Here is an 18,755-nt window from a genome sequence, read left to right on the forward strand (position 1 = left end):
ATGGCCAGACCCGTCACACTTTTCACCGGACAGTGGGCCGACCTGCCGCTGGCCGAACTCGCACCCCTGGCGCGCGGCATGGGCTACGACGGGCTCGAGCTGGCCTGCTGGGGCGACCATTTCAACGTGCAGGAAGCGCTCGGTAGCGACCGCTACCTGCAGGACAAGCGCAACCTGCTTGAAAAACACGGCTTGCGCTGTTTCGCTATCGGCAGCCATCTGGTGGGCCAGGCCGTTTGCGACCTGATCGATGAGCGCCACCAGTCCATCCTGCCCGCGCACGTATGGGGCGATGGCGATCCCGAGGGCGTGCGCCAGCGCGCCGCGCGCGAGATGCAGGACACCGCGCGCGCCGCGGCCAAAATGGGCCTGAAGGTGGTCACCGGTTTTACCGGCTCGTCGGTCTGGCATTCGCTGTACGCCTTTCCGCCGACGACGCAGGAATACTGGAACCAGGGTTTCGTCGATTTCGCAAACCGATGGAAACCCATCCTCGACACCTTCGAATCGGTGGGCGTGAACTTCGCCCTGGAGGTCCACCCCACCGAGATCGCCTTCGACACCGCTTCGGCGCAACGCGCCGTCGAAGCGGTAGCGGGCCACAAACGCTTCGGCTTTAACTTCGACCCCAGCCACCTGGGCTACCAGGGCGTGGATTATGTGAAGTTCCTGCGCACCTTCGGTGAGCGCATCTACCACGTGCACATGAAGGACGTGTGGTGGGGCAAGGGCGACGGCACCGCGGGTGTCTTCGGCGGGCACACCAGCTTCGGCGATGCGCGCCGTTACTGGGACTTCCGCAGCGTCGGCCGCGGGATGATCGACTTCGAATCCATCATCGTTGCGCTGAATGACATTGGCTACACCGGCCCGCTGAGCGTGGAGTGGGAGGACAGCCGCATGGACCGCGTCCATGGCGCGACCGAAAGCGCCGCCTATTCAAAGCGCCTGGACTTCAAGCCGGCGGCGGGTGCCTTCGACGCCGTCTTCGACAAGGCCAAGCAGGGCGGGATGGCCGGGTCATGACGGGCAAGCTGCGTTACGCCATGGTGGGCGGCGGGCAGGGCGCCTTCATTGGCGCTGTGCACCGCAAGGCGATGGCGCTGGACGGCCAGATGGAGCTGGTGGCCGGCGCGCTGTCGTCCGATCCTGAGAGAGCGCGCGCTTCGGGCGCCGAGCTGGGGCTGGCCGACGCGCGCAACCATGGGCGCTGGCAGGACCTGCTGGCCGATGAGCTCAAGCGGCCGGTGCACGAGCGCATAGACTTCGTGTCCATCGTCACGCCCAACCACGTCCATTTTCCGGTGGCCCACGCCTTTGCCGAGGCGGGCATCCACGTGGTCTGCGACAAGCCGCTGGTGCACAGCAGCGAAGAAGCGCTGGCGCTGGAGCGGGCTGCGCAGCGCAGCGGCTGCGTGTTCGGGGTGACCTACAACTACACGGGCTACCCCATGGTGCGCGAAGCCCGCGAGCTGGTGGCCAAAGGCCTGATCGGCGAACTGCGCAAGGTCATCGTCGAATACAACCAGGGCTGGCTTGCCACCAACCTCGAGGCCACGGGCCAGAAGCAGGCCGGCTGGCGCACCGACCCCGCGCGCAGCGGCCTGGCCGGCGCCATGGGCGACATCGGCTCGCACGCCGAAAACCTGGTGGCCACGGTGACCGGCCTGGAGCTGGACAGCATTTGCGCGGACTTGACCACATTTGTGCCCGGCCGCCGCCTGGACGACGACGGCAATGTGTTGCTGCGTTTTACCAATGGTGCCAGGGGCGTGCTCATTGCGTCACAGATCGAGGTCGGCTGCGAGAACGACCTGCGCCTGCGGGTGTTCGGCAGCCAGGGCACGCTGGTGTGGCACCAGGAGGAACCCAACCGCCTGGTGCACCAGCCCATCGACGGCCCCGCGCGCGTGCTGACCCGCGGCTCGCCCTGGCTGGGCGAGGCCGCGCGCCGCGCCACGCGGCTGCCCACGGGCCATCCCGAGGCCTTTCTCGAGGCCTTCGCGAATGTGTACCTCGGTGTCGCCGCGCACATCCGGGCGGTGCAGGCGGGCCGGGCGCCGGATCCGCTCGAGGCCGACTACCCGCGCCTGGCCGACGGTGTGCGCGGCGTGCGCTTCATCGAGAAGGTGGTGGAATCGGCCGGCAGCCAGGCCAAGTGGACGCCGATGCGCTGACGCATGTTCCTCGGCATCGATCTCGGAACGTCCGGCGTCAAAGCCGTGGTGCTGGACCGCGGGCATCAGGTCGTGGCCAGCGGCAGCGCGCCGCTGGCGGTCGACCAGCCGCACCCCTTGTGGCGCGAGCAGGACCCGCAGGCCTGGTGGCGCGCCTGCGATGAGGCCGTGCAGCAGGCGCTGGCCGGGCTGGCGGCGGCGGGGCGCAGCCCAGGCGACGTGGCGGGCATCGGCCTGACCGGCCAGATGCACGGTGCGACCCTGCTTGATGCGCAAGGCCAGGCCCTGCGGCCCGCCATCCTGTGGAACGACGGGCGCAGCGCCGAAGAATGTGCCTTGCTCGAGCGCATGGTGCCGCGCTCGCGCGAAATCACCGGCAACATGATGATGCCCGGCTTCACGGCGCCCAAACTCCTGTGGGTGGCGCGCCATGAGCCGGACGTGTTTGAGCGTGTGCGGCGGGTGCTGCTGCCCAAGGATTGGTTGCGCTGGCGCATGGCCGGCGAGTTCGCCACTGACATGTCGGACGCCGCGGGCACGCTGTGGCTGGACGTGGCCGCGCGCGGCTGGAGCGATGAGCTGCTCGCCGCCTGCAACTTGTCGCGCGCGCATATGCCTGCCCTGCACGAGGGGCCAGAGATTACAGGCCACCTGCGCGCGGACCTCGCGCGGCACTGGGGCTTGCGCAGCATCCCGGTGGCGGCCGGTGCGAGCGACAACGCCGCCGGTGCGCTGGGTGCCGGCGTCTACCGACCGGGCGACGCGATGCTGTCGCTGGGCACTTCGGGCGTGGTGTTCGTCGCCACGCGCGAATTCGTCTCCAATCCCGGGCAGGCCGTGCACAGTTTCTGCCATGCCTTGCCGCGCACCTGGCACCTGATGTCGGTCATGCTGTCGGCGGCCTCCTGCCTGGATTTCACCGCCTCGCTGCTCGGCGAGCCCGACCTGGGGCGGCTGCTGGCCGAGGCCGAGGTGCGCGGCCTGCGGCCGTCCACGCCGCTGTTTCTGCCTTACCTGAACGGGGAGCGCACACCGCACAACAACCCCCAGGCCGAAGCCGTTTTTTTTGGCCTGAGTGCGGGCACCGTGCGCGCCGACCTGGTCAACGCCACGCTGGAAGGCGTGTGCCACGGGCTGGCCCAGGGCATTGCCGCCTTGCAGGCTACCGGGGCCGGGCTAGCGCAGGTCAGCCTGATAGGTGGCGGCTCGCGCAGCGCCTACTGGGCGCAGATGCTGGCCGACGCCACAGGGCTGGAGGTGGTCAGGCGCGAGGACTCCGCCGTGGGGCCCGCCCTGGGCGCGGCCCGGCTGGCCTGGCTTTGTGTGGACAAGGCGGATGCGCAGGATGTGCTGAAGGCACCCGCGGCGCTGGAAAGCTACGCGCCCCGACCCGCCGAGCAAGAGCGATGGAAGGAGCGCGGCGCGCGCTTTGCCGCGCTGTACGCCGGTGTGGCTCCGCTGTATGGCGCGCGGGGCCTTTGATGGCGCGCGCACAGCAAGGCATCCCGCTGCGCCAATGCGCAGCGGGATGCCTTGTGTTTCGGCTTTGAGTACCGGAGGCGGCCGCTTTCGCAACCGTCACCGGTGATCAGCAGCGCATAAAGCGCTTGTGGTTTATTGAACGACGGGGTAGTCGCGATCAAAGGCCGAGGCCGATACGGTGGTGCCGATTTCGGCTTTCACTTCGGCGCGGGACTTGGTGCTCACGGGTGCGCTGGCTTCGGGGGCCTGGTAGGTCCGGCCGATGTTGACGGAATAGCCTTCGCGTTGGGCTTGTGCCAGCTCGGCTTTCACTTCCGCGCGGGTCTTGGTGCTGACCGACTTCACCTGGTCTTGCGCAAACGGATCGCGGCCTTCGGCAAAGCTGCTGGCCGAGCCGAAGAAGGCCAATGCGGAGACGGCAAGAACGGAGGCGGAGACGAGATTCGATTTCATGATGAATTTCCTTTAGAACAGTTTTTGAAATATCCGGTCGGACGGGCTGTGTGCCCGAGGGGCCTTCCTCGCTGAGTCGCGTTATCAAATGTGGCTCACCGATGCATCCAACCTTGTTCCGCAAGAGCCATAGACAAGTGCGTGTTTGCAGAACATTCCATTGCCGAAATCGGAACAATGAAGGCGCGAATTCACGGAACTTTCTGGGCGAAAGTTTTTTGAAAGTTTTGCGTCAAGAAACGCAAACCTCTTTCGTGTTCCGGTGTCGCTCCTTCCCCCGCTGGGGGAAGGTAGGGATGGGGGGACCCTCACCCTGGCCCTCTCCCAGGGGGAGAGGGGACAAGACTTTTTCATTCCTGCCGCGTATCCATTCTCTTGATCACCCTGCGCGTGTACTCGGTCATGAATTCGAGGAACACGCTGGTGCGCACCGGGATGAATTTGCGGCTGGGCAGCGCCGCGTACAAGGTGTTGGTGCCGGTGATCCAGGGCGCGAGGATGCGCTGCAGCGCGCCGCTGTTGAGGTGATTGGCCACCAGGTCTATGGACTGGCTCATGATGCCGGCGCCGTCCACGCAGGCGCGTATCAGCGTGTCGCTGTGGTTGACCAGCATGCTCGGCTCTATCTGCACTTCGACGACACGCTTGCCCTCGTCGGGATTGGTCAGGCGCCAGACGCGGTGCCGGTTGGCCGTTGCCTTGACGCGCAGGTTGTGGTGCTGCGGCAGGTCTTCGGGCCGCGCCGGCGTGCCGTTGCGGCGCAGGTAGTCGGGCGAGGCGCAGAGCACGCCGTCCGATGAGGCGATGGGCCGCGCGATGATGTTGGCGTCAAAGGCGTCGCCGGCGCCCAGCAGCGTGAGGTCGTAGTCCTCGACCGGCGGCACCAGCGGCGAGTCCACATGGATGTCGAGCACCACCTTGGGGTAGCGCCGGCCGAACTCGGCCACCAGCGGCGCGAGCACATGCACGGCGAAGACCGGCGGCGTCATGATGCGTATGGTGCCGGACATCTCCTGCGCATGGGCCTGGGCGGCGGCATGGGCTTCGTCGATGTCGCTCAGGATGTGCCGCACGCGGGCCAGGTAGGTTTCACCGGCGTCCGTCAGCGCCAGGCGGCGCGTGGTGCGCTGCAGCAGGCGCACGCCCAGGTGGTCTTCCAGGTCGCCGACCAGGCGGGTCACGACGGCGGCCGACATGTCGAATTTGCGCGCCGCGGCGGCAAAACTGCCGTCGTCCACGACTTGCTGGAACACCCGCATTGATTGGAGTCGGTCCATGGGTTAACCCTTATATAACACCTTTATTGTTGCTAATTTAACAGCAATGTATTGTTGGGATTGGTATTTTTTGATTGATTTAACAGGAATACAGTTCATACATCGATGAGCCGAAGCCACTTACAAGGCGACTCACCGAGGCTGGACAGACGGGGAGATGAGCCCGCCATGCCCGGAACGTCACTTAACTTTTGAGAGGATATTCATCATGAAATCGAACTTTGTTGCCGCCGCTGTTGTTGCTGTTGCCGCCCTGACTTCCGTCGCCGCTTCCGCCCAGCCCCTGAACGCCTTCCTGCTGGACCAGATGCAAGCGCCTTCGAGCAAGACCCGCGCTGAAGTCAAAAGCGAAGTGCTGCAAGCCCAGAAGGCCGACGCCACTTCCAGCTTCAATGGCGTGACCGCCCAGCAAAACCTGGCAGCTCCCCGCGCTGAAAAGACCGGCACCGCTCCCCAGGCTGCCGCCGAACTGGTGAAGCCCACCGCCCAGTAAGCGCCAGGCCCACCTGTAGCAACGCCCCGGCGCCCTTGCGGGTTCCGGGGCGTTGGCACGTCTAGTCCAGCGGGGCCCAATGGTTGTCCAGGCGCAGGTCCTGGAGTGCGGCGCTGCGCATCGCGCCCCGGCTGTCCCGCATGAGCACAGCCGTGCGGCCGGCGGCCCAGAGGCTTGTTTCGCCGCCGGGCGGCGCAGCGGCCGCGAGTGCGCAGGCCTCCTGCAGGGGCAGGAAGCCAGCCCACCGGCCGTCGGCGCGCCACAGCGCCACGCCGTTGGCGCGCGGGCAACTCACCGCGAAGCCGCCGGCCGCGTGGGCGATGTCGCCGCCGTAGCCCGCGAGGGCTTGGCCCGCGTCTGGGGCATGGGTTTGCAGGCGTTGCCCATCAAACACGGCGAGCACGGGCGCCGCGGCTTTGGCGGTTGGGTCGTCATGCTCGGCCTGCAAGGCAATACCCAGCTGGCGCTGCCCCAGCGTGCCGCCGGTGACGGGCTCGCCCCAGGCCATGTGCCGCAGGCTCAAGCGCCTGTCGGCCAGGCGCCACTGGCCCAGCAGCGCGCCGGTGCGCGTATCCAGCCGCACCAGCGAGGCGTCCATACGCTCCATGTGGAGCTTCAGCCGGCCGGTTTCAGGCAAGGCGGGAATGCCGCCGTTGGCCACCATGAGGCTGCCGCCGGTATCAAGCAATAACTCATGCGGGTCCATGCCGTGGGTAGGCCATTCGCCGGTTTTTTCCAGTGTGGCGGCGTCGCGCACGCCGATCAGGCCCCGGCCGGATTCGAGATTCGTTTCAGTGGTGTAGAGCGTTTTGCCGTCGGGGCTGGTGATGACGTGGCCGTTGAAGGCGCGGTCCGGTTCTATCCAGCCCCAGGCAAGCGCTTGCCCGCCGCCGCCCGCATCGGGCTTCCAGCGCAGCAGCCAGTCGCCGGGCCGGCGTGCCACCGCCAGCAGCGTGCCGCCGGCTTCGGCCCAGACACCGTGCGCGCGTGTCGGCACGTCCAGCGAGGCGCTCATGACCAGCGCCTCGCCGTGCTGCGCGAGCACACCTACCTGGTAGCCGGTGCCGTTTTCCCAAGCCGTCACCAGGGGCGGTACGCGCGTGGCGGCCTTGGCAGTAGTTGCCAGCGGTGCGGCCAGGGATGCGACATAGCCCAGCCACTGGCGGCGTTGCAGAGTAAAAAGCGTGCCCATATCGTGCTGGCCGGGAAGTGCCTGAGGATCAATCGCCGTCGGCGTCCGAAAAACCGATGCTCACTTCCAGCGCGGGCGCGATCTCGGCTTCGGCGAGTTTTTTCAACTCGGCCAATGAGCGGCCGGCGGCGGTCATGCCGGCCTTGTTTGCGGGCGAGGCGTTTTGCAGCGCCTTGTCGGCCTTGCCCACACTTTGCGCCAGCAGGTCGGCCGGCTCGTTGCGGCCCAGGCCGCGCAGATAGGTTTCAACCGGCGCCAGGCCCGCACCGGGACGCGGTGCTTCGGGGGCTTGCGAGGCGCCCAGCGTGCGCAGCGCCTGCCATTGCGCGGCCCAGCGCGCTGCCGTCTGGCCGCTGGCGCTGCGTGCATAAGCCACGGCATTGCGGCCGCCTTGCGCGCTGCCGGCCAGGCGGGGCTTTTCCATTTCGGCCCAGCGCAATCGCTCCAGCGCACCGGTCCATTGGTTGATGAGTTCGCTCATCGCGGGGCCCTGGCTTTCTTCGTCTTTGCCTGGCGGGCGCGCGGCCAGTTCGTCAAAGGCTTTGGCAAGCGTGTCGGCCTCGCGCTGGATATCGGCTGCCACCTGCAGCGCATAGCGGCAGGCCGGCGTGGCTGGCGCGATGGGCTGGCTCCACAGCAGCCACTCGAGCGCGGGCAAGCCCTTGGCCGGCGTGCCTATGCTTTCCATGGCCGTGGCGTCCTGCGGCGCGGTTTGTATCGCGCGTTTGATGAGCTCGGGCCGCGTGGGCGTGAAGTCGATTTGGCGCGTCGAGCGCCGCTGCACCAGCGGGCCAATCTGCACGCCGCTCAGGCGATCCCAGGCGAGGGCGCTGGCTTTCCAGCGTTCGCGCGCCTGCTCCAATTTCGCCGTGGCCGCGCCGGCGTCCGCGTCGCAGACCGCGGAGATGGCCGCGGGAAGGCCGCCGGCCTGTTCGGCAAACGCGGCGGCTTGCGGCGCGTACCAGAAGCGGTAGACGCCGCGCATGAAATCGCCGGCGGTGTAGAAAGGCACGGCAACATTCGGTGCGACGGTTTGCGCGCAGGCGGCGCCGCAAGCCAGCACGGCGATGCCGGCAAGGGTCTTCCAGGGAGCGCGTGAAGATCTCATGGCGCTCACAACGATTCCAGGAACTCGACCAGCGCGGCGCGCTCCTGCGCCGTCATCTGCAAAACCTTGTCCTTGCTGACCTTGGCTTCGCCGTCATGCCAGAGCACGGCCTCCAGCGCGCCGCGCGCGCGGCCGTCGTGCAGCAAACGGTTGTGGCCATTCACGTCGGGCACCAGGCCCAGGCCCCACAGCGGCGGCGTGCGCCACTGGCGGCCGTTGGCGAGAAAGTCGGGCCGGCCGTCGGCCAGGCCTTCCCCCATGTCGTGCAGCAGCAGGTCGGTGTAGGGGTAGATGGTCTGGCCCTGCGCGGCCTTGCTGCCCAGGCGCGGGAAGGGGATGTCGCCGGTGACATAGCTGGGGCGATGGCAGGCGGCGCACTGGGCTTGCGCAAACAGCCTCTGCCCCTGCACCACCTGGGCGTCCTTGGGGTTGCGCCGCGCGGCCGGTGCCAATGTGCTTTCGTAGAACACCACGTCGTTAAATGTTTTCTCGTCGATCTCGGGCGCCTTGCCCTGCGCGCCGCGCGGCGCGGCCAGGCAGTCTTTTTGCGCAGCGGTGCAGGTTTCTTTCGGGAACAGCGGCGAGGTGATGCCCATGTCGCCCAGGAAAGCGCCGCCGGTCTGGTGCGCCAGCGTGGCGACGTTGGCCTTCCAGCCGAAACGCCCCACGCGCATTTGCTGCGAAGGCGCGTCCCACACCTGGTTGACGGTGCCGCGCACCGCGCCGCCCAGGGCCGCCTGGTCGGTCGCATTGCGCAGAATCTCGGCCTCGGGAATCGCTTCAAGCAGGCCCACACCGGCCATTTGCGGCGCGATGCGCGGGCTCAGCATCACGTCTTTGGCCATGGGGCCGTAGTTGAGCTTGCTGAAACCGTAGCGCGGCTTTTGCAGTTGGTAAGGCGTGCCGTCGGCGAACTTGCCGCGCACTGTTTCGTAGCGCAGCGAGATCTGCCCTTCGGGCATCACGCCCTGCACCGCGAAGTTGGAAAACTGGTCGCCGTACACCGGGTCCGGCATGGGGCCGCCGTGCATGTCCTTGCCCGGAATCGACAGGCGCAGCAACAGGCCCACCGGCTGGTCGGAAAGGCCGCGCGTGAAATCGGGCGGCGCGCCGCGGCCGTCCTGCACATGGCAGCCGCCGCAGGAGCGCGCGATAAAGTGCGGGCCCAGGCCGTCGCGCGCGGTGGTCGAGGACGGCGCCTGCACCCAGTTGCGCCTGAAAAAAGAATTGCCGATAACGAAGCGCGTGCGTTCCTCGTCGGGCAGGTTGGCCAGCGGAAACGAAAAAGCGTTCTGGCCGGTGGCGAACACGGTGGTGTCGCCGCCGGTTTTCTCGTCGTCGGGGACGCTGTCTTGCGCGACACCCGCAGTCGCCCACAATGCCGCGCCCGCGAGGCCGGCTACGGCCAGCCAGGCGAGCCCCGCGCGCAGGCGGCGCGCGGCCATGCGGGATGAAGCGCTGCGCAACACTTACGGTTTGACCAAAGTCAGCTTGGTGATGCCGGCCGCATTGGCCGCCTCGACCAGGTCCTTGCTTTGCTGCACCAGGCTGTCGATGGTTTTTTGCACGCGCAGGCGGCCGGGTGCATCTTTGGCGCCGACGATCTCGCGGTCAAACGGTGCCTGTATGCCTTCGGCCGCGGCGACTGAGGCGGCGATCTGCTGCGTGGTGCGCTCGGCCAGTGCCGGGTTTTTGGCGGCCACCAGCTCGCGCAGCGAAGCGCCGCTGAGCGTGCTGCCGTCGGCGCGCTTGTACTGGCCCAGCCACACGTTCTGTATGCCCTTGGCGTTGGCCACCACGTCGCGGTGCGTGTTGTCGGAGAAGCACGAGTGCTCGTCCTCCTGGTCCTGGCTGGCCAGTGCGACTTCCAGGCGCTCGCCTGCGAGTTCACCGCGCGAGAGCGAGCCCAGGCCGACAAATATCTTGCGCACCGACTCCATGCCGCCGCGTTCGAACTTCGCGCGGTAGGACGTCGCTGTGGGTGCCCAGGCCTTGGTCAGGCTGCGCAGGTCGTCGACCAGCAATTCAGTCACCACCTGCAGGTACTGGCGGCGGCGGTCGGCATTGGGCTTTTTGCCGTCCACGAAGTCTTCAAATGACCGGTTGCCCGGGCCGGTGGTGCTCAGGTCCTGGCCCCAGAGCAAAAACTCGATGGCATGCCAGCCGGTGGCGATGTTCTCTTCGCCGTTGCGCTCGTTGAGGCTGGCCAGCTGCTTTTTGCTGATGGCGGTCTTGCGGTTGTTGATGATGCCGGCGTTGGGCGCGTCTTTCACGTAGTCGACATAGGACTCGTCCATGGGCCAGGCGTTGATGCGGCCTTCGGGGCCGTTTTTATCGTCGATGGGGCCGCCGTAAAAGCGGAAGGCCTCGGTCTGGCCGTAAAACTCGCGCGCGTCCAGCCAGGCCTTGCGCGCGGCCTTGAGGCTTTCTTCGGAAGGCACGGCGGTGAAGGACTGCACGGTTTTTTGCAGCGTGAGGGCGCCGGCCAGGGTGTCTTCATAGCTGGCCAGCACCAGCTGGGCGTAGTGCTTGGCCACGGCGGGGGCCGTCGCTGCCTGGGCGGCCGGCGCAGCCGCCGCGCTGCCGTTCGCGGCGGCTGCGGGCTGGGCCATGGCGGGCGCCGCCAGCAGGGCGAGCAGAGTGGCAAGAACAACGGGTTTCAGCACGGGTGTCATGGCGGCTCCTGGGTTTTTGAACGGCGAAACGGAATAGGAAGCCGCGATTATACAAATGAGAATCGTTATCAATAACGCAAACCTCCCGGCGATTCAGAGAAATGATGTATCGAGGTGTTGGCGGGCGTAGTCCTTCCGGCCTTGATGCGGCCTGCAGCCTCCGCTGGGGGCATCAGCGCCAATCCCGGCCTGCAGGTCACGCCCACCAAAATGACCGACATCGTCGTGTCATCCACCAAGCTGACGGTGGGATCCGCCGTGACAGTCAAGCTGAACGGCGTTGGTGATCCCAGGAACGCCGCTTGCGGCAGCAGAATCAAGATCGAGCAGGTAGGCGTGGCTGAGCAGTGGAACGGTTATCCCGGCGTTGCCAAGACCTCGGAAGAGTTCAACCACTGGCCCAAAACCCAGGTTTTCGTTTTCAAGGCGCCCGGTCAGTACCTGGTACGGCTTGGGGTGTATAGCGGCGCACCGGCGTCCTGTGGTTATCAAGGCACCGGCAGTGTGCCCGGTGACCTGACAAAAATCGAAGTGACGGAAGTTCCTGTGGCGAAGTAAGGCATTGCGCGTGCAGGTCAATGAATTGAACCTGCATGCGAAATGCTCCGACTCAGTAGTGCAAGGCAACCCCTTGATGCAACGGTCAGTCCGCAGCCCAGCGGCCCCGGGCACTCTTCAACTTTTCAGGAATCACCATGAATGCAAAACACGTGCTGGCCATTGCGGCCTTATTGATCACCTCGCAAGCCTACGCGCTGACGGCAGTTCAGAAAAATACAGGCTGCCCGCCCGACACGGAGTGCCCGTTTGGCGGCGGCAACAGCGGCGGCGGTGGCGACTATGGGCCATCAGGTTTGATGGGTTCTTTTTCCGATGGGCAGGGCGGGACCGTAGATTTTTACTCCGACGCGGGCGGCGAATGGTGGGTGGAGAATCATGCCGATGGCACCTCGCAAGTGGGTTGGGACGAGCAGGCCGGTCCGAAAATGCATAAGAAATTCCCCAAACAACCGGGCATCAAACGTCCTTCATATACCCAGGCTGAGTTGACGCCTGCCGCAAAAAAATCACTCGCTGCTGCGCAACAAAAAGCTGCAGCGGATAAGGCTGCGGCTGACAAGGCTGCCGCAGAGAAGGCGGCGGCGGAAAAGCTTGCGGCAGAAAAAGCCGCCGCGCTCAAAGCTGCCAACTACGCAGGCCCTCCCGTCAGCACTGGCCCTGTCGTCGGCGTTTCCCCTGCTGCGCGCAAAAAACCGTAAAGAACATGAGTCGGATGCGGCCGGTTTAATCGGGCGAGGGCCGGTTTTTTTTCCGGGCGGAACCTCTCTTGCGCGCTTCGTAGCGCTTCATCAGCGGCGTGACCGAAACGCCGTGCGCGACCACCGAGGCCACGATGACGGCCAGCGTGATGGACAGCAGCTGATGGGCCAGCGCGCGTTCGATGTCGTGGTTGATGGCGTAGAGCAGGTAGTACAGCGAGCCTATGCCGCGTATGCCGAACCAGCCCATGAGCCGGCGCTGCGAGCCCTTGACCGGCGTGCCGAGCAAGCCGACATAAACCGCGACGGGCCGCACCACCAGGAACAGCAGCGGGATGAACCACAACACCTCACTGCGAAAGCGCGTCGTCGCCACCAGCACGCCGACCGCCAGCACGATGGCGACTTCGGCAAAGCTTTCCAGCTGGCTGTTGAAGCGCTCCACCGCGCGCATCATGTGGGCCGGCGCCTCGGCGCCCGAGGCCTCCTGTTCCGCGGGGCTCAGCGCCTCGCCGGGATCGGGCGCCTGCACCTGCGGGCGTACATGGGGCTCGTCGATGCGGCGCAGCGCCAGCCCGGCCGCGAACACCGCGAGGAATCCGTAGGTGTGGCTCAGCAGCGCCAGGCCGTAGGTCAGCCCTATCAGTCCCAGCGCGATGAACTCGTCCGAGCCCAGCGCCTCGCGATGCCGCATGCGCAGGTAAAGAATCGCGCGGCCGACCAGCGTGCCCAGCAGCCAGCCCAACGCCAGGCCGCCGGCCACCGCCCACAGCACGTCGACGGCCCACCAGCGCCAGCCGCCTTCGCCGAGTTCGTGCAGACCCAGCAAGCCCAGGCCGAGCATGACCAGCGGGAAGGCCGTGCCGTCATTGAGCCCGCCTTCGCCCGTCAGGCCGAAGCGTAGCCGATCGCGGTCGCCGGGGTTGGCGACCTGCACGTCGGAGGCCAGCACCGGGTCCGTCGGCGCGAGGATGGCGCCCAGCAGCACGGCCGCGCCCAGCGGCAGATCCAGGGCATAGACGCCCAGCGCGGTGACAGCCGCCACCGTGAGCAGCATGGAGACCGTTGCCAGCTGCACCGGTACGCGCCAGCGGCGGTCCTTGAAGCGGAACTCAAGCTTCATGCCGCAGGTGAACAGCGAAACCAGCACGGCTACTTCCGTGAGGCGCTCCAGCAGCACGGTGTTCTTCATCGCGTCGAGCTTGAGCAGCCCCAGCCCCACCGGGCTGACGGCCACGCCCACGCCGAGGTAGAGCATGGCGGCGCTCAGCGGCAGGCGCGCGATGAAGGAGCCGCCCAGCGTCATCGCGATCAGCAGTGCGCCGGCCACAATGCAGGCCAGGGTGAAAGTGGTGGGCTCGGTCATGGGCCCAGCTTGGGGCCGGCCCGCGCTTTTGTGTATCAGCCGGCACGCCGTCCGCGTGCTGGCAAAAGCGCCACTAGCGTGCCACCGAGGCGCCGAAAAAAAGCGCCGCGGCTACCAGTCGACCAGGCTCAGCCCCACGCTCAGCACAGTGCGCTTGCGGTTGTAGTCGACCAGGCTGTCGCCGTAGCCGCTGAAGAGCTGCACGTGGTAGCGCAGGCCGGTGTAGTTGGGCGAGGAAGCGGGCGCCATCATCCAGTCAAGGCGCGCCGAGCCGCGGGCTTCCTTGCGCAGCGAATGCCGCAGCGTGATGCCCAGGGTGTTGGCCTTGTTGACCTGCCAGCTGCCCGTGACTTCGGCGCGGCCTATGTAGTTTTCGATGCCGGGGTTGTCGTCGTTGCCGGAAGACTCCTTGAGCCGGTCCCAGATGCGCCCCTGCAGGGTCAGGCCCGAGTCCTGGCCCAGTGTCTTTTCGGCCGCGCCCATCAGGTAGACGCGGTTCCAGCTGCGCGACAGCGGCAGCGACTGGCCGTTGGACTGGTGCACCAGCCCCAGGCCCGAGAGCCGGTAGGTCCAGCCGCCGGCCAGCGGGATCTGGTGCGGGTAAATGTAGAGGACCTCGGGCTCATGGTCGGTGGTGCGGAAGGGCCGCGAGATCGCACCGTTGAACAGCTGCCAGTAGCTTTGCTGCGTGTAGCCGAACCACAGCGAGTCGTGGTCGTCGTCGTCCTCGGGGCCGCTCTTGAACAAACCCTTGGCGATCTTGGTGCGCACGGAAAGCTGGATCTTGTTCTCGGTCCGCATATAGGGCTGTGCGGTCAGCGCGGTGTGGCCCAGCGAAGGCGAGGAGGGCTGCATGTTCACGCTGTCGGAGGTGGACACCGCCAGCGTGATGGGCCGGTAGCCGCGCAGCGAGAAGGTGTCGCAGTCGGTGCCGCGCTGCAGCTCCCAGAAGCGCGAGAGTTCGGAGTACTTGGTGTTCTTGCAGCCTATGGGCTTGCCGTCGGGCGCCTCGGTGTTCAGCGAAGGCAGCAGCAGCACCGGTGTGGCCGGCTGGCCGGTCGCCGGATTGGCCGGCGCCGTGGTGAGGCTGGGCGCGGGCATGTTGGCGGGTGTCTGCGCGTCCGCCCACTGCTGGAAGCAGGCCAGTTGCGCGGCGGGGTCGGCTTTCAGGGCCTGGCATGTTTGCCAGCCCAGGGGGGACCGCGCGGTGGAAGGTGTTTGCGCTTGCGCGGTACTGGTGCTCGTACTCGCGAGCGTCAGCAGGCTGGCCCAAAGCAGGGGCGCGGCGAATGCGGAGGGTTTCGGTCGCATGGGTGGCTGGGTCCGGTGGTGTTCTAAAGGTTCTTGAGCGAGCCGGGCTCAGGGCAGGCGGGTCAGCGTGAAGGGCACCTCGGGCGCGTTGTCGGGCGCGCTGCTGCTGGTGTCTTTCCAGCTGCCCTTGAAGGCCTTGCCGCAGGAGCCTTCGACCATCTCGCCGTTCCAGGTGCCGGTGATGCTGATGTTGTCGGAGGACTCGTCGAGCAGCAGCATGCCGCCCTCGAGGTCGCCGGCCAGCGCGGCCTTGGCGGCATGGCCGGCAATGGCCTTGGTGCCGGCGGCCGCGCCCAGGTCGCGGCTCACGATGCCGGCCAGGCTTTCGGCGAATTCCGCGTGCCGCTCCAGCAGCATGGTGGCGCGGTCCGGCAGGCCGGTGGGCGGGTTGTCAAAACGCACGGCCCACAGGCCGTAAAGCTGCGCGGCCTTCATGTCCGCCGCCGCGGGGCATCCGGTGTCGGTCTTGGTTTGGGCGTTAACCCCGGTAAATAGTGCGCAAGACGCTATCAATAAAAGAGCAGATCGAAAAGTGTTCGAAATCATGGACAGGCGAACGCCGGCTCGGGCGTTCAGAACGGGGCTACAGGAAAACGCTGCACAGACTCAGGCCGGGCGGCCGGGGCCGCGGCGCAGCGGTGGGAGGGAAAACCCGGGGCGGCAAGTTGCGGGGTTTAAGCAACGCGCCTGCCCTGGGGCCTGCGAACTATCTCACGAATACATCTTCTATGACGCGCAACTCAGGCAAACCCGTGAGTTGAAACCATTTGTAACTGCAATACTACCTTTGTGTTCCATTTATCCAAGAGGTGTCCACCATGAAAATCCGTCAATATGTGAGTGTGCTGATGCTGGCTTTGCTGGCCGGCCAAGCCTGGGCCCAGGGCGCCCCGCTGGTGTTCGCCGTGAACGAGGGGGTCACTTACCGTGTCAACCCGGGTGCCACCGTCGAGCGTTTTCGCGACCTTTCCGAGGACCTGGGCAAGCTGCTCAAGCGCCCGGTAAAGATACAGCCGGTAACAGACTACAAAGAGCTCGCGGCCGGCCTGGCCGAGCAGCGTTACGACATTGCCTACGTGCACCCGGCCCACCATTCCATCCGGGCCATGAGCAAAAGCGGCTACCACCTGATCGCGCTGACCAAGGGCTTTACCGAGTACCGTGCCTCCTTCATGGTGCGCGGAGATTCCCAGCTCAAGACCCTGGCCGACCTCAAGGGCCAGAAGATCGGCGCGCCCGATGAGGACTCCATCACCTCGGTGATCATGCGCGCCACCCTGCGCGACGTCGTGGGGCCGCAGCCGCTGGAAACCAACTATGTGAAGCTGCAGGAGGCCGTGCCCTTCATGGTCGAGCACGGCATGGTGGCCGCCGGCGTGACGGCCTCACGCTCGGTAGTGAAAGACTGGCAGGACAAGGGCGGCAAGGTGCTGGGCACCAGCAAGCCGGTGCCCATCAAGCACCTGATCGCCAGCAACAAAATCCCGGACGCGCAGCGCGCCCAGCTGACCGCCTACTTCGCCGGACTGGACCAGTCCGCTGACGGCAAGAAACGGCTGGAGGCACTCAACGTGCCGGGCTTCGTCGAGTTTGACGAAGCGGCTCTCGTCGGAATCGGCAAATGGCTGGGGCTCTGAAATCCTGGCGCTAGCGAGCTTCTGAAGCCGCCGCCGCGGCAATTCCCTCGGCGGATTTTTTTGCGAACTCCGCGCGCAAGGCCTTGAGCTTTTCGCGCGGATCTTCCTTCACGGTGGCCTTGTCCAGCGCCATCTCGGCGATGAAGCGACTGGGTGCGCCGGGGATCATGTCGCGGCCTTTCTTGCGTTTGCGCAGCCAGTTCACGGCCAGGGTGCGCTGGGCACGGGTGATGCCCACGTACATCAGGCGGCGCTCTTCCTGCAGGCGCAGGGCGATGTTGTCGGTGTTGCTGCCATCGTCGTCCTCGAGCTTGAAGGGCAGCAGGCCCTCGTTCACCCCGGCCAGCACCACGTGCGGCCACTCCAGGCCCTTGGCGGCATGCAGGGTGGACAGGGTCACCACGTTCTGGTCGCCTTCGCGTTCGCTGATGGTGGACAGCAGCGCAATCGTCTGCACCACCTCCAGCATGGTCTTGGTTTCGGCGGCGACGACCGCGCCCGAGGCATCGTCGATCTGCCCACCGCAGCGCTGGGCCACCCAGTCGCAGAAATCCATCACATTGGTCCAGCGCGCGGCCGCGAGCTTGTCGCTGTCCTCGCCGTCGTAGAGGTGCTTTTCGTAGTCGATTTCCTTGAGCCAGTCGTTCAGGAAAGCGCGCGCGTCTTCGGCGCCCACGGTGCGTCTGGCGCGGTACTCGAGGTCGTTGAGGTAGCGGCCGAACTCGTGCAGCGAGCCCACCGCCTTGGCCGGCAGCACCGAGCCCAGCGAGTTGCTGAACAGCGCCTCGAACAGGCTTTGTTTGGTCTGGCTCGCGAAAGTACCCAGCGCGCCCAGCGTGGTGTGGCCTATGCCGCGCTTGGGCGTGGTCACCGCGCGCATGAATGCCGGGTCGTCGTTGTTGTTGACCAAGAGCCGCATCCAGCAGCACAGGTCCTTGATCTCCGCGCGGTCGAAAAAGCTTTGCCCGCCGGAGACCTTGTAGGGAATGTTGGCGCGGCGAAAGGCTTTTTCAAAAGGCTTGGCCAGGTGGTTGGCGCGGTAGAGCACGCAAAAATCCTTCCACTCCTTGTACTGCCCGCCCTCGGCCTGCAGGCTGCCCTCGGCGCGCAGGCTCTGGATGCGCGCCACCACGCGCTCGGCCTCGTGCTCCTCGCTGTCGCAGTCCACCACGCGCACCGGCTCACCCTCGCCGAGCTCGCTGAACAGCGTCTTCGGGAAGAGCTTGGGGTTGGGGCCGATCACGTTGTTGGCCGCGCGCAGGATGGCGCTGGTCGAGCGGTAGTTCTGCTCGAGCTTGACCACCTTGAGGTTGGGGTAGTCCTGCGGCAGCTTGCGCAGGTTGTCCAGCGTGGCACCGCGCCAGCCGTAGATCGACTGGTCATCGTCGCCCACGGCCGTGAAGCGGCCGCGCGCACCGACCAGCAGCTTGAGCATCTCGTACTGCGTGGCGTTGGTGTCCTGGTATTCATCGACCAGCACATGGCCCAGGGACTGCTGCCATTTGCTGCGCACGCTTTCGTGTTCGCGCAGCAGCTTGAGCGGCAAGCCCACCAGGTCGTCAAAGTCCACGCTCTGGTAGGCGGTCAGGCGCTCCTCATAGTGCGCCATCACGCGCGCGATGGCGCGTTCCTCGTCGCCGTTGGCCTGCGCCATGGCCTCGGCCGCGTTGAGGCCCATGTTTTTCCAGAGGCTGATGGTCCATTGCCATTGCCGCGCGGTGGCCGCGTCGGTGCTGCCGCCGGCGTCTTTCAGGATGCTGGTCACGTCGTCGCTGTCGAGGATGGAGAACTGGGGCTTGAGGCCCAGCGCCTCGCCGTCCTGGCGCAGCATGCGCACGCCCAGCGCATGGAAGGTGCAGATCAGCACGCCCTTGGCGCTTTTACCGATCAATGCCTTGGCCCGCTCGCGCATCTCGGCGGCGGCCTTGTTGGTGAAGGTGATCGCGGCGACCTGCTCGGGCTTGAGCCCCGACTGGATCAGCTGGCCTATCTTGTGCGTGATCACCCGCGTCTTGCCCGAGCCGGCGCCCGCCAGCACCAGGCAAGGGCCATGCAGGTAGTTGACGGCTTCTTGCTGGGCGGGGTTCAGGCCATGGGTCATGAAAAAGAGTCGATTCCAAGGGAAAAAATGCGCGGGGCCGGCGCGTTGAGGGGTTGCCGGCGGACGGCAAATCATAGCGGCTGCCCTGCGGGGTCCGCGGCGCGGCCTGGCCAGGTGAGCACAAAGCATGCCGCGCGCAAGCCTTGAAGCGCCGGATCGCGCCATCAATGCCCGCGGGGGAATGTTTTCCTATGCAGGGTTGCTATTCAATCAATAGCATCGCG

Annotated in this window: 17 protein-coding genes; 7 read left to right on the forward strand and 10 right to left on the reverse strand. The window is 66.3% G+C overall.

Translation table 11 applies throughout. From position 1 onward, the window contains the following. Genes ACEN8I_RS17205 through xylB form a run of 3 tightly spaced genes read left to right on the forward strand, consistent with a single transcriptional unit; the run spans nt 1 to nt 3,659 of the window. Complete coding sequence (locus tag ACEN8I_RS17205) at nt 1-1,026, forward strand: sugar phosphate isomerase/epimerase family protein (protein WP_413329752.1); 1,026 nt, start codon at nt 1-3, stop codon at nt 1,024-1,026. Next, complete coding sequence (locus ACEN8I_RS17210) at nt 1,023-2,177, forward strand: Gfo/Idh/MocA family protein (protein WP_413329754.1); 1,155 nt, start codon at nt 1,023-1,025, stop codon at nt 2,175-2,177. Before ACEN8I_RS17205 ends, ACEN8I_RS17210 begins: the two co-directional genes overlap by 4 nt. Before the next feature lie 3 nt (nt 2,178-2,180). After that, nucleotides 2,181-3,659: a xylulokinase gene (gene xylB / locus ACEN8I_RS17215; protein WP_413329756.1), complete on the forward strand. Its 1,479-nt coding sequence runs from the start codon at nt 2,181-2,183 to the stop codon at nt 3,657-3,659. Between the two features lie 132 nt (nt 3,660-3,791). Here the strand turns inward: xylB and ACEN8I_RS17220 are convergent, their stop codons facing one another. Next, nucleotides 3,792-4,112, reverse strand: coding sequence for a DUF4148 domain-containing protein (locus tag ACEN8I_RS17220; RefSeq protein WP_413329758.1), 321 nt, complete (start codon nt 4,110-4,112; stop codon nt 3,792-3,794). 350 nt (nt 4,113-4,462) lie between these two features. Beyond that, a complete protein-coding gene (locus ACEN8I_RS17225) occupies nt 4,463-5,389 on the reverse strand; it encodes a LysR family transcriptional regulator (RefSeq protein ID WP_413329761.1) in 927 nt (308 codons plus the stop codon). A 208-nt stretch (nt 5,390-5,597) separates the two neighbouring features. On the opposite strand from ACEN8I_RS17225, the gene ACEN8I_RS17230 reads away from it, so the two are divergent. After that, nucleotides 5,598-5,882, forward strand: coding sequence for a DUF4148 domain-containing protein (locus ACEN8I_RS17230; protein ID WP_413329764.1), 285 nt, complete (start codon nt 5,598-5,600; stop codon nt 5,880-5,882). A 61-nt stretch (nt 5,883-5,943) separates the two neighbouring features. Here the strand turns inward: ACEN8I_RS17230 and ACEN8I_RS17235 are convergent, their stop codons facing one another. The 4 genes from ACEN8I_RS17235 to ACEN8I_RS17250 are packed head-to-tail and all read right to left on the reverse strand — an operon-like array spanning nt 5,944 to nt 10,857. Continuing rightward, nucleotides 5,944-7,074 carry a DUF1513 domain-containing protein gene (locus ACEN8I_RS17235; RefSeq protein ID WP_413329766.1) on the reverse strand — a complete coding sequence of 377 codons (1,131 nt, stop codon included), beginning with the start codon at nt 7,072-7,074 and terminating at the stop codon, nt 5,944-5,946. 28 nt (nt 7,075-7,102) lie between these two features. Continuing rightward, nucleotides 7,103-8,182, reverse strand: coding sequence for an imelysin family protein (locus ACEN8I_RS17240; RefSeq protein WP_413329768.1), 1,080 nt, complete (start codon nt 8,180-8,182; stop codon nt 7,103-7,105). A gap of 5 nt (nt 8,183-8,187) precedes the next feature. Beyond that, nucleotides 8,188-9,627 (reverse strand): di-heme oxidoredictase family protein, encoded by a 1,440-nt coding sequence (locus ACEN8I_RS17245; RefSeq protein WP_413329771.1) that lies wholly within the window; start codon nt 9,625-9,627, stop codon nt 8,188-8,190. Between the two features lie 24 nt (nt 9,628-9,651). Continuing rightward, nucleotides 9,652-10,857 carry an imelysin family protein gene (locus tag ACEN8I_RS17250; protein WP_413329773.1) on the reverse strand — a complete coding sequence of 402 codons (1,206 nt, stop codon included), beginning with the start codon at nt 10,855-10,857 and terminating at the stop codon, nt 9,652-9,654. Between the two features lie 210 nt (nt 10,858-11,067). On the opposite strand from ACEN8I_RS17250, the gene ACEN8I_RS17255 reads away from it, so the two are divergent. Further along, nucleotides 11,068-11,415, forward strand: coding sequence for a hypothetical protein (locus ACEN8I_RS17255; protein ID WP_413329775.1), 348 nt, complete (start codon nt 11,068-11,070; stop codon nt 11,413-11,415). Nucleotides 11,416-11,552: 137 nt separating this feature from the next. After that, nucleotides 11,553-12,116 carry a hypothetical protein gene (locus tag ACEN8I_RS17260; RefSeq protein WP_413329777.1) on the forward strand — a complete coding sequence of 188 codons (564 nt, stop codon included), beginning with the start codon at nt 11,553-11,555 and terminating at the stop codon, nt 12,114-12,116. A gap of 25 nt (nt 12,117-12,141) precedes the next feature. On the opposite strand, the gene ACEN8I_RS17265 is transcribed toward ACEN8I_RS17260, so the two are convergent. The 3 genes from ACEN8I_RS17265 to ACEN8I_RS17275 all read right to left on the reverse strand — a co-directional run bounded on the left by ACEN8I_RS17265 (nt 12,142) and on the right by ACEN8I_RS17275 (nt 15,228). Next, nucleotides 12,142-13,482 carry a cation:proton antiporter gene (locus ACEN8I_RS17265; protein ID WP_413329779.1) on the reverse strand — a complete coding sequence of 447 codons (1,341 nt, stop codon included), beginning with the start codon at nt 13,480-13,482 and terminating at the stop codon, nt 12,142-12,144. 111 nt (nt 13,483-13,593) lie between these two features. Next, nucleotides 13,594-14,793 (reverse strand): phospholipase A, encoded by a 1,200-nt coding sequence (locus tag ACEN8I_RS17270; protein WP_413329781.1) that lies wholly within the window; start codon nt 14,791-14,793, stop codon nt 13,594-13,596. A 48-nt stretch (nt 14,794-14,841) separates the two neighbouring features. After that, nucleotides 14,842-15,228, reverse strand: a complete 387-nt coding sequence (locus ACEN8I_RS17275) for a hypothetical protein (RefSeq protein WP_413329783.1) — start codon at nt 15,226-15,228, stop codon at nt 14,842-14,844. Between the two features lie 383 nt (nt 15,229-15,611). Here ACEN8I_RS17275 and ACEN8I_RS17280 point away from each other — a divergent pair, with 383 nt between their 5' ends. Then, nucleotides 15,612-16,430 (forward strand): phosphate/phosphite/phosphonate ABC transporter substrate-binding protein, encoded by an 819-nt coding sequence (locus ACEN8I_RS17280; RefSeq protein WP_413329785.1) that lies wholly within the window; start codon nt 15,612-15,614, stop codon nt 16,428-16,430. Between the two features lie 10 nt (nt 16,431-16,440). Here the strand turns inward: ACEN8I_RS17280 and ACEN8I_RS17285 are convergent, their stop codons facing one another. Beyond that, entirely contained in the window at nt 16,441-18,531 is a 2,091-nt protein-coding gene (locus tag ACEN8I_RS17285) for an ATP-dependent helicase (RefSeq protein WP_413329787.1), read from the reverse strand. Nucleotides 18,532-18,755: the final 224 nt, after the last annotated feature.

This window comes from Polaromonas sp. CT11-55 (assembly GCF_047303325.1).
Taxonomy (GTDB): domain Bacteria; phylum Pseudomonadota; class Gammaproteobacteria; order Burkholderiales; family Burkholderiaceae_C; genus Polaromonas.

Excerpts from the sequence above, each read along its gene's own strand:
- ACEN8I_RS17250 (WP_413329773.1), bottom strand. The coding sequence starts at position 10,857 with ATGACACCCGTGCTGAAACCCGTTGTTCTTGCCACTCTGCTCGCCCTG.
- ACEN8I_RS17220 (WP_413329758.1), bottom strand. The coding sequence starts at position 4,112 with ATGAAATCGAATCTCGTCTCCGCCTCCGTTCTTGCCGTCTCCGCATTG.
- ACEN8I_RS17275 (WP_413329783.1), bottom strand. The coding sequence starts at position 15,228 with ATGAAGGCCGCGCAGCTTTACGGCCTGTGGGCCGTGCGTTTTGACAAC.
- ACEN8I_RS17270 (WP_413329781.1), bottom strand. The coding sequence starts at position 14,793 with ATGCGACCGAAACCCTCCGCATTCGCCGCGCCCCTGCTTTGGGCCAGC.
- xylB (WP_413329756.1), top strand. The coding sequence starts at position 2,181 with ATGTTCCTCGGCATCGATCTCGGAACGTCCGGCGTCAAAGCCGTGGTG.
- ACEN8I_RS17260 (WP_413329777.1), top strand. The coding sequence starts at position 11,553 with ATGAATGCAAAACACGTGCTGGCCATTGCGGCCTTATTGATCACCTCG.
- ACEN8I_RS17265 (WP_413329779.1), bottom strand. The coding sequence starts at position 13,482 with ATGACCGAGCCCACCACTTTCACCCTGGCCTGCATTGTGGCCGGCGCA.
- ACEN8I_RS17280 (WP_413329785.1), top strand. The coding sequence starts at position 15,612 with ATGAAAATCCGTCAATATGTGAGTGTGCTGATGCTGGCTTTGCTGGCC.
- ACEN8I_RS17225 (WP_413329761.1), bottom strand. The coding sequence starts at position 5,389 with ATGGACCGACTCCAATCAATGCGGGTGTTCCAGCAAGTCGTGGACGAC.
- ACEN8I_RS17230 (WP_413329764.1), top strand. The coding sequence starts at position 5,598 with ATGAAATCGAACTTTGTTGCCGCCGCTGTTGTTGCTGTTGCCGCCCTG.
- ACEN8I_RS17235 (WP_413329766.1), bottom strand. The coding sequence starts at position 7,074 with ATGGGCACGCTTTTTACTCTGCAACGCCGCCAGTGGCTGGGCTATGTC.
- ACEN8I_RS17285 (WP_413329787.1), bottom strand. The coding sequence starts at position 18,531 with ATGACCCATGGCCTGAACCCCGCCCAGCAAGAAGCCGTCAACTACCTG.
- ACEN8I_RS17205 (WP_413329752.1), top strand. The coding sequence starts at position 1 with ATGGCCAGACCCGTCACACTTTTCACCGGACAGTGGGCCGACCTGCCG.
- ACEN8I_RS17210 (WP_413329754.1), top strand. The coding sequence starts at position 1,023 with ATGACGGGCAAGCTGCGTTACGCCATGGTGGGCGGCGGGCAGGGCGCC.
- ACEN8I_RS17245 (WP_413329771.1), bottom strand. The coding sequence starts at position 9,627 with ATGGCCGCGCGCCGCCTGCGCGCGGGGCTCGCCTGGCTGGCCGTAGCC.
- ACEN8I_RS17240 (WP_413329768.1), bottom strand. The coding sequence starts at position 8,182 with ATGAGATCTTCACGCGCTCCCTGGAAGACCCTTGCCGGCATCGCCGTG.
- ACEN8I_RS17255 (WP_413329775.1), top strand. The coding sequence starts at position 11,068 with ATGACCGACATCGTCGTGTCATCCACCAAGCTGACGGTGGGATCCGCC.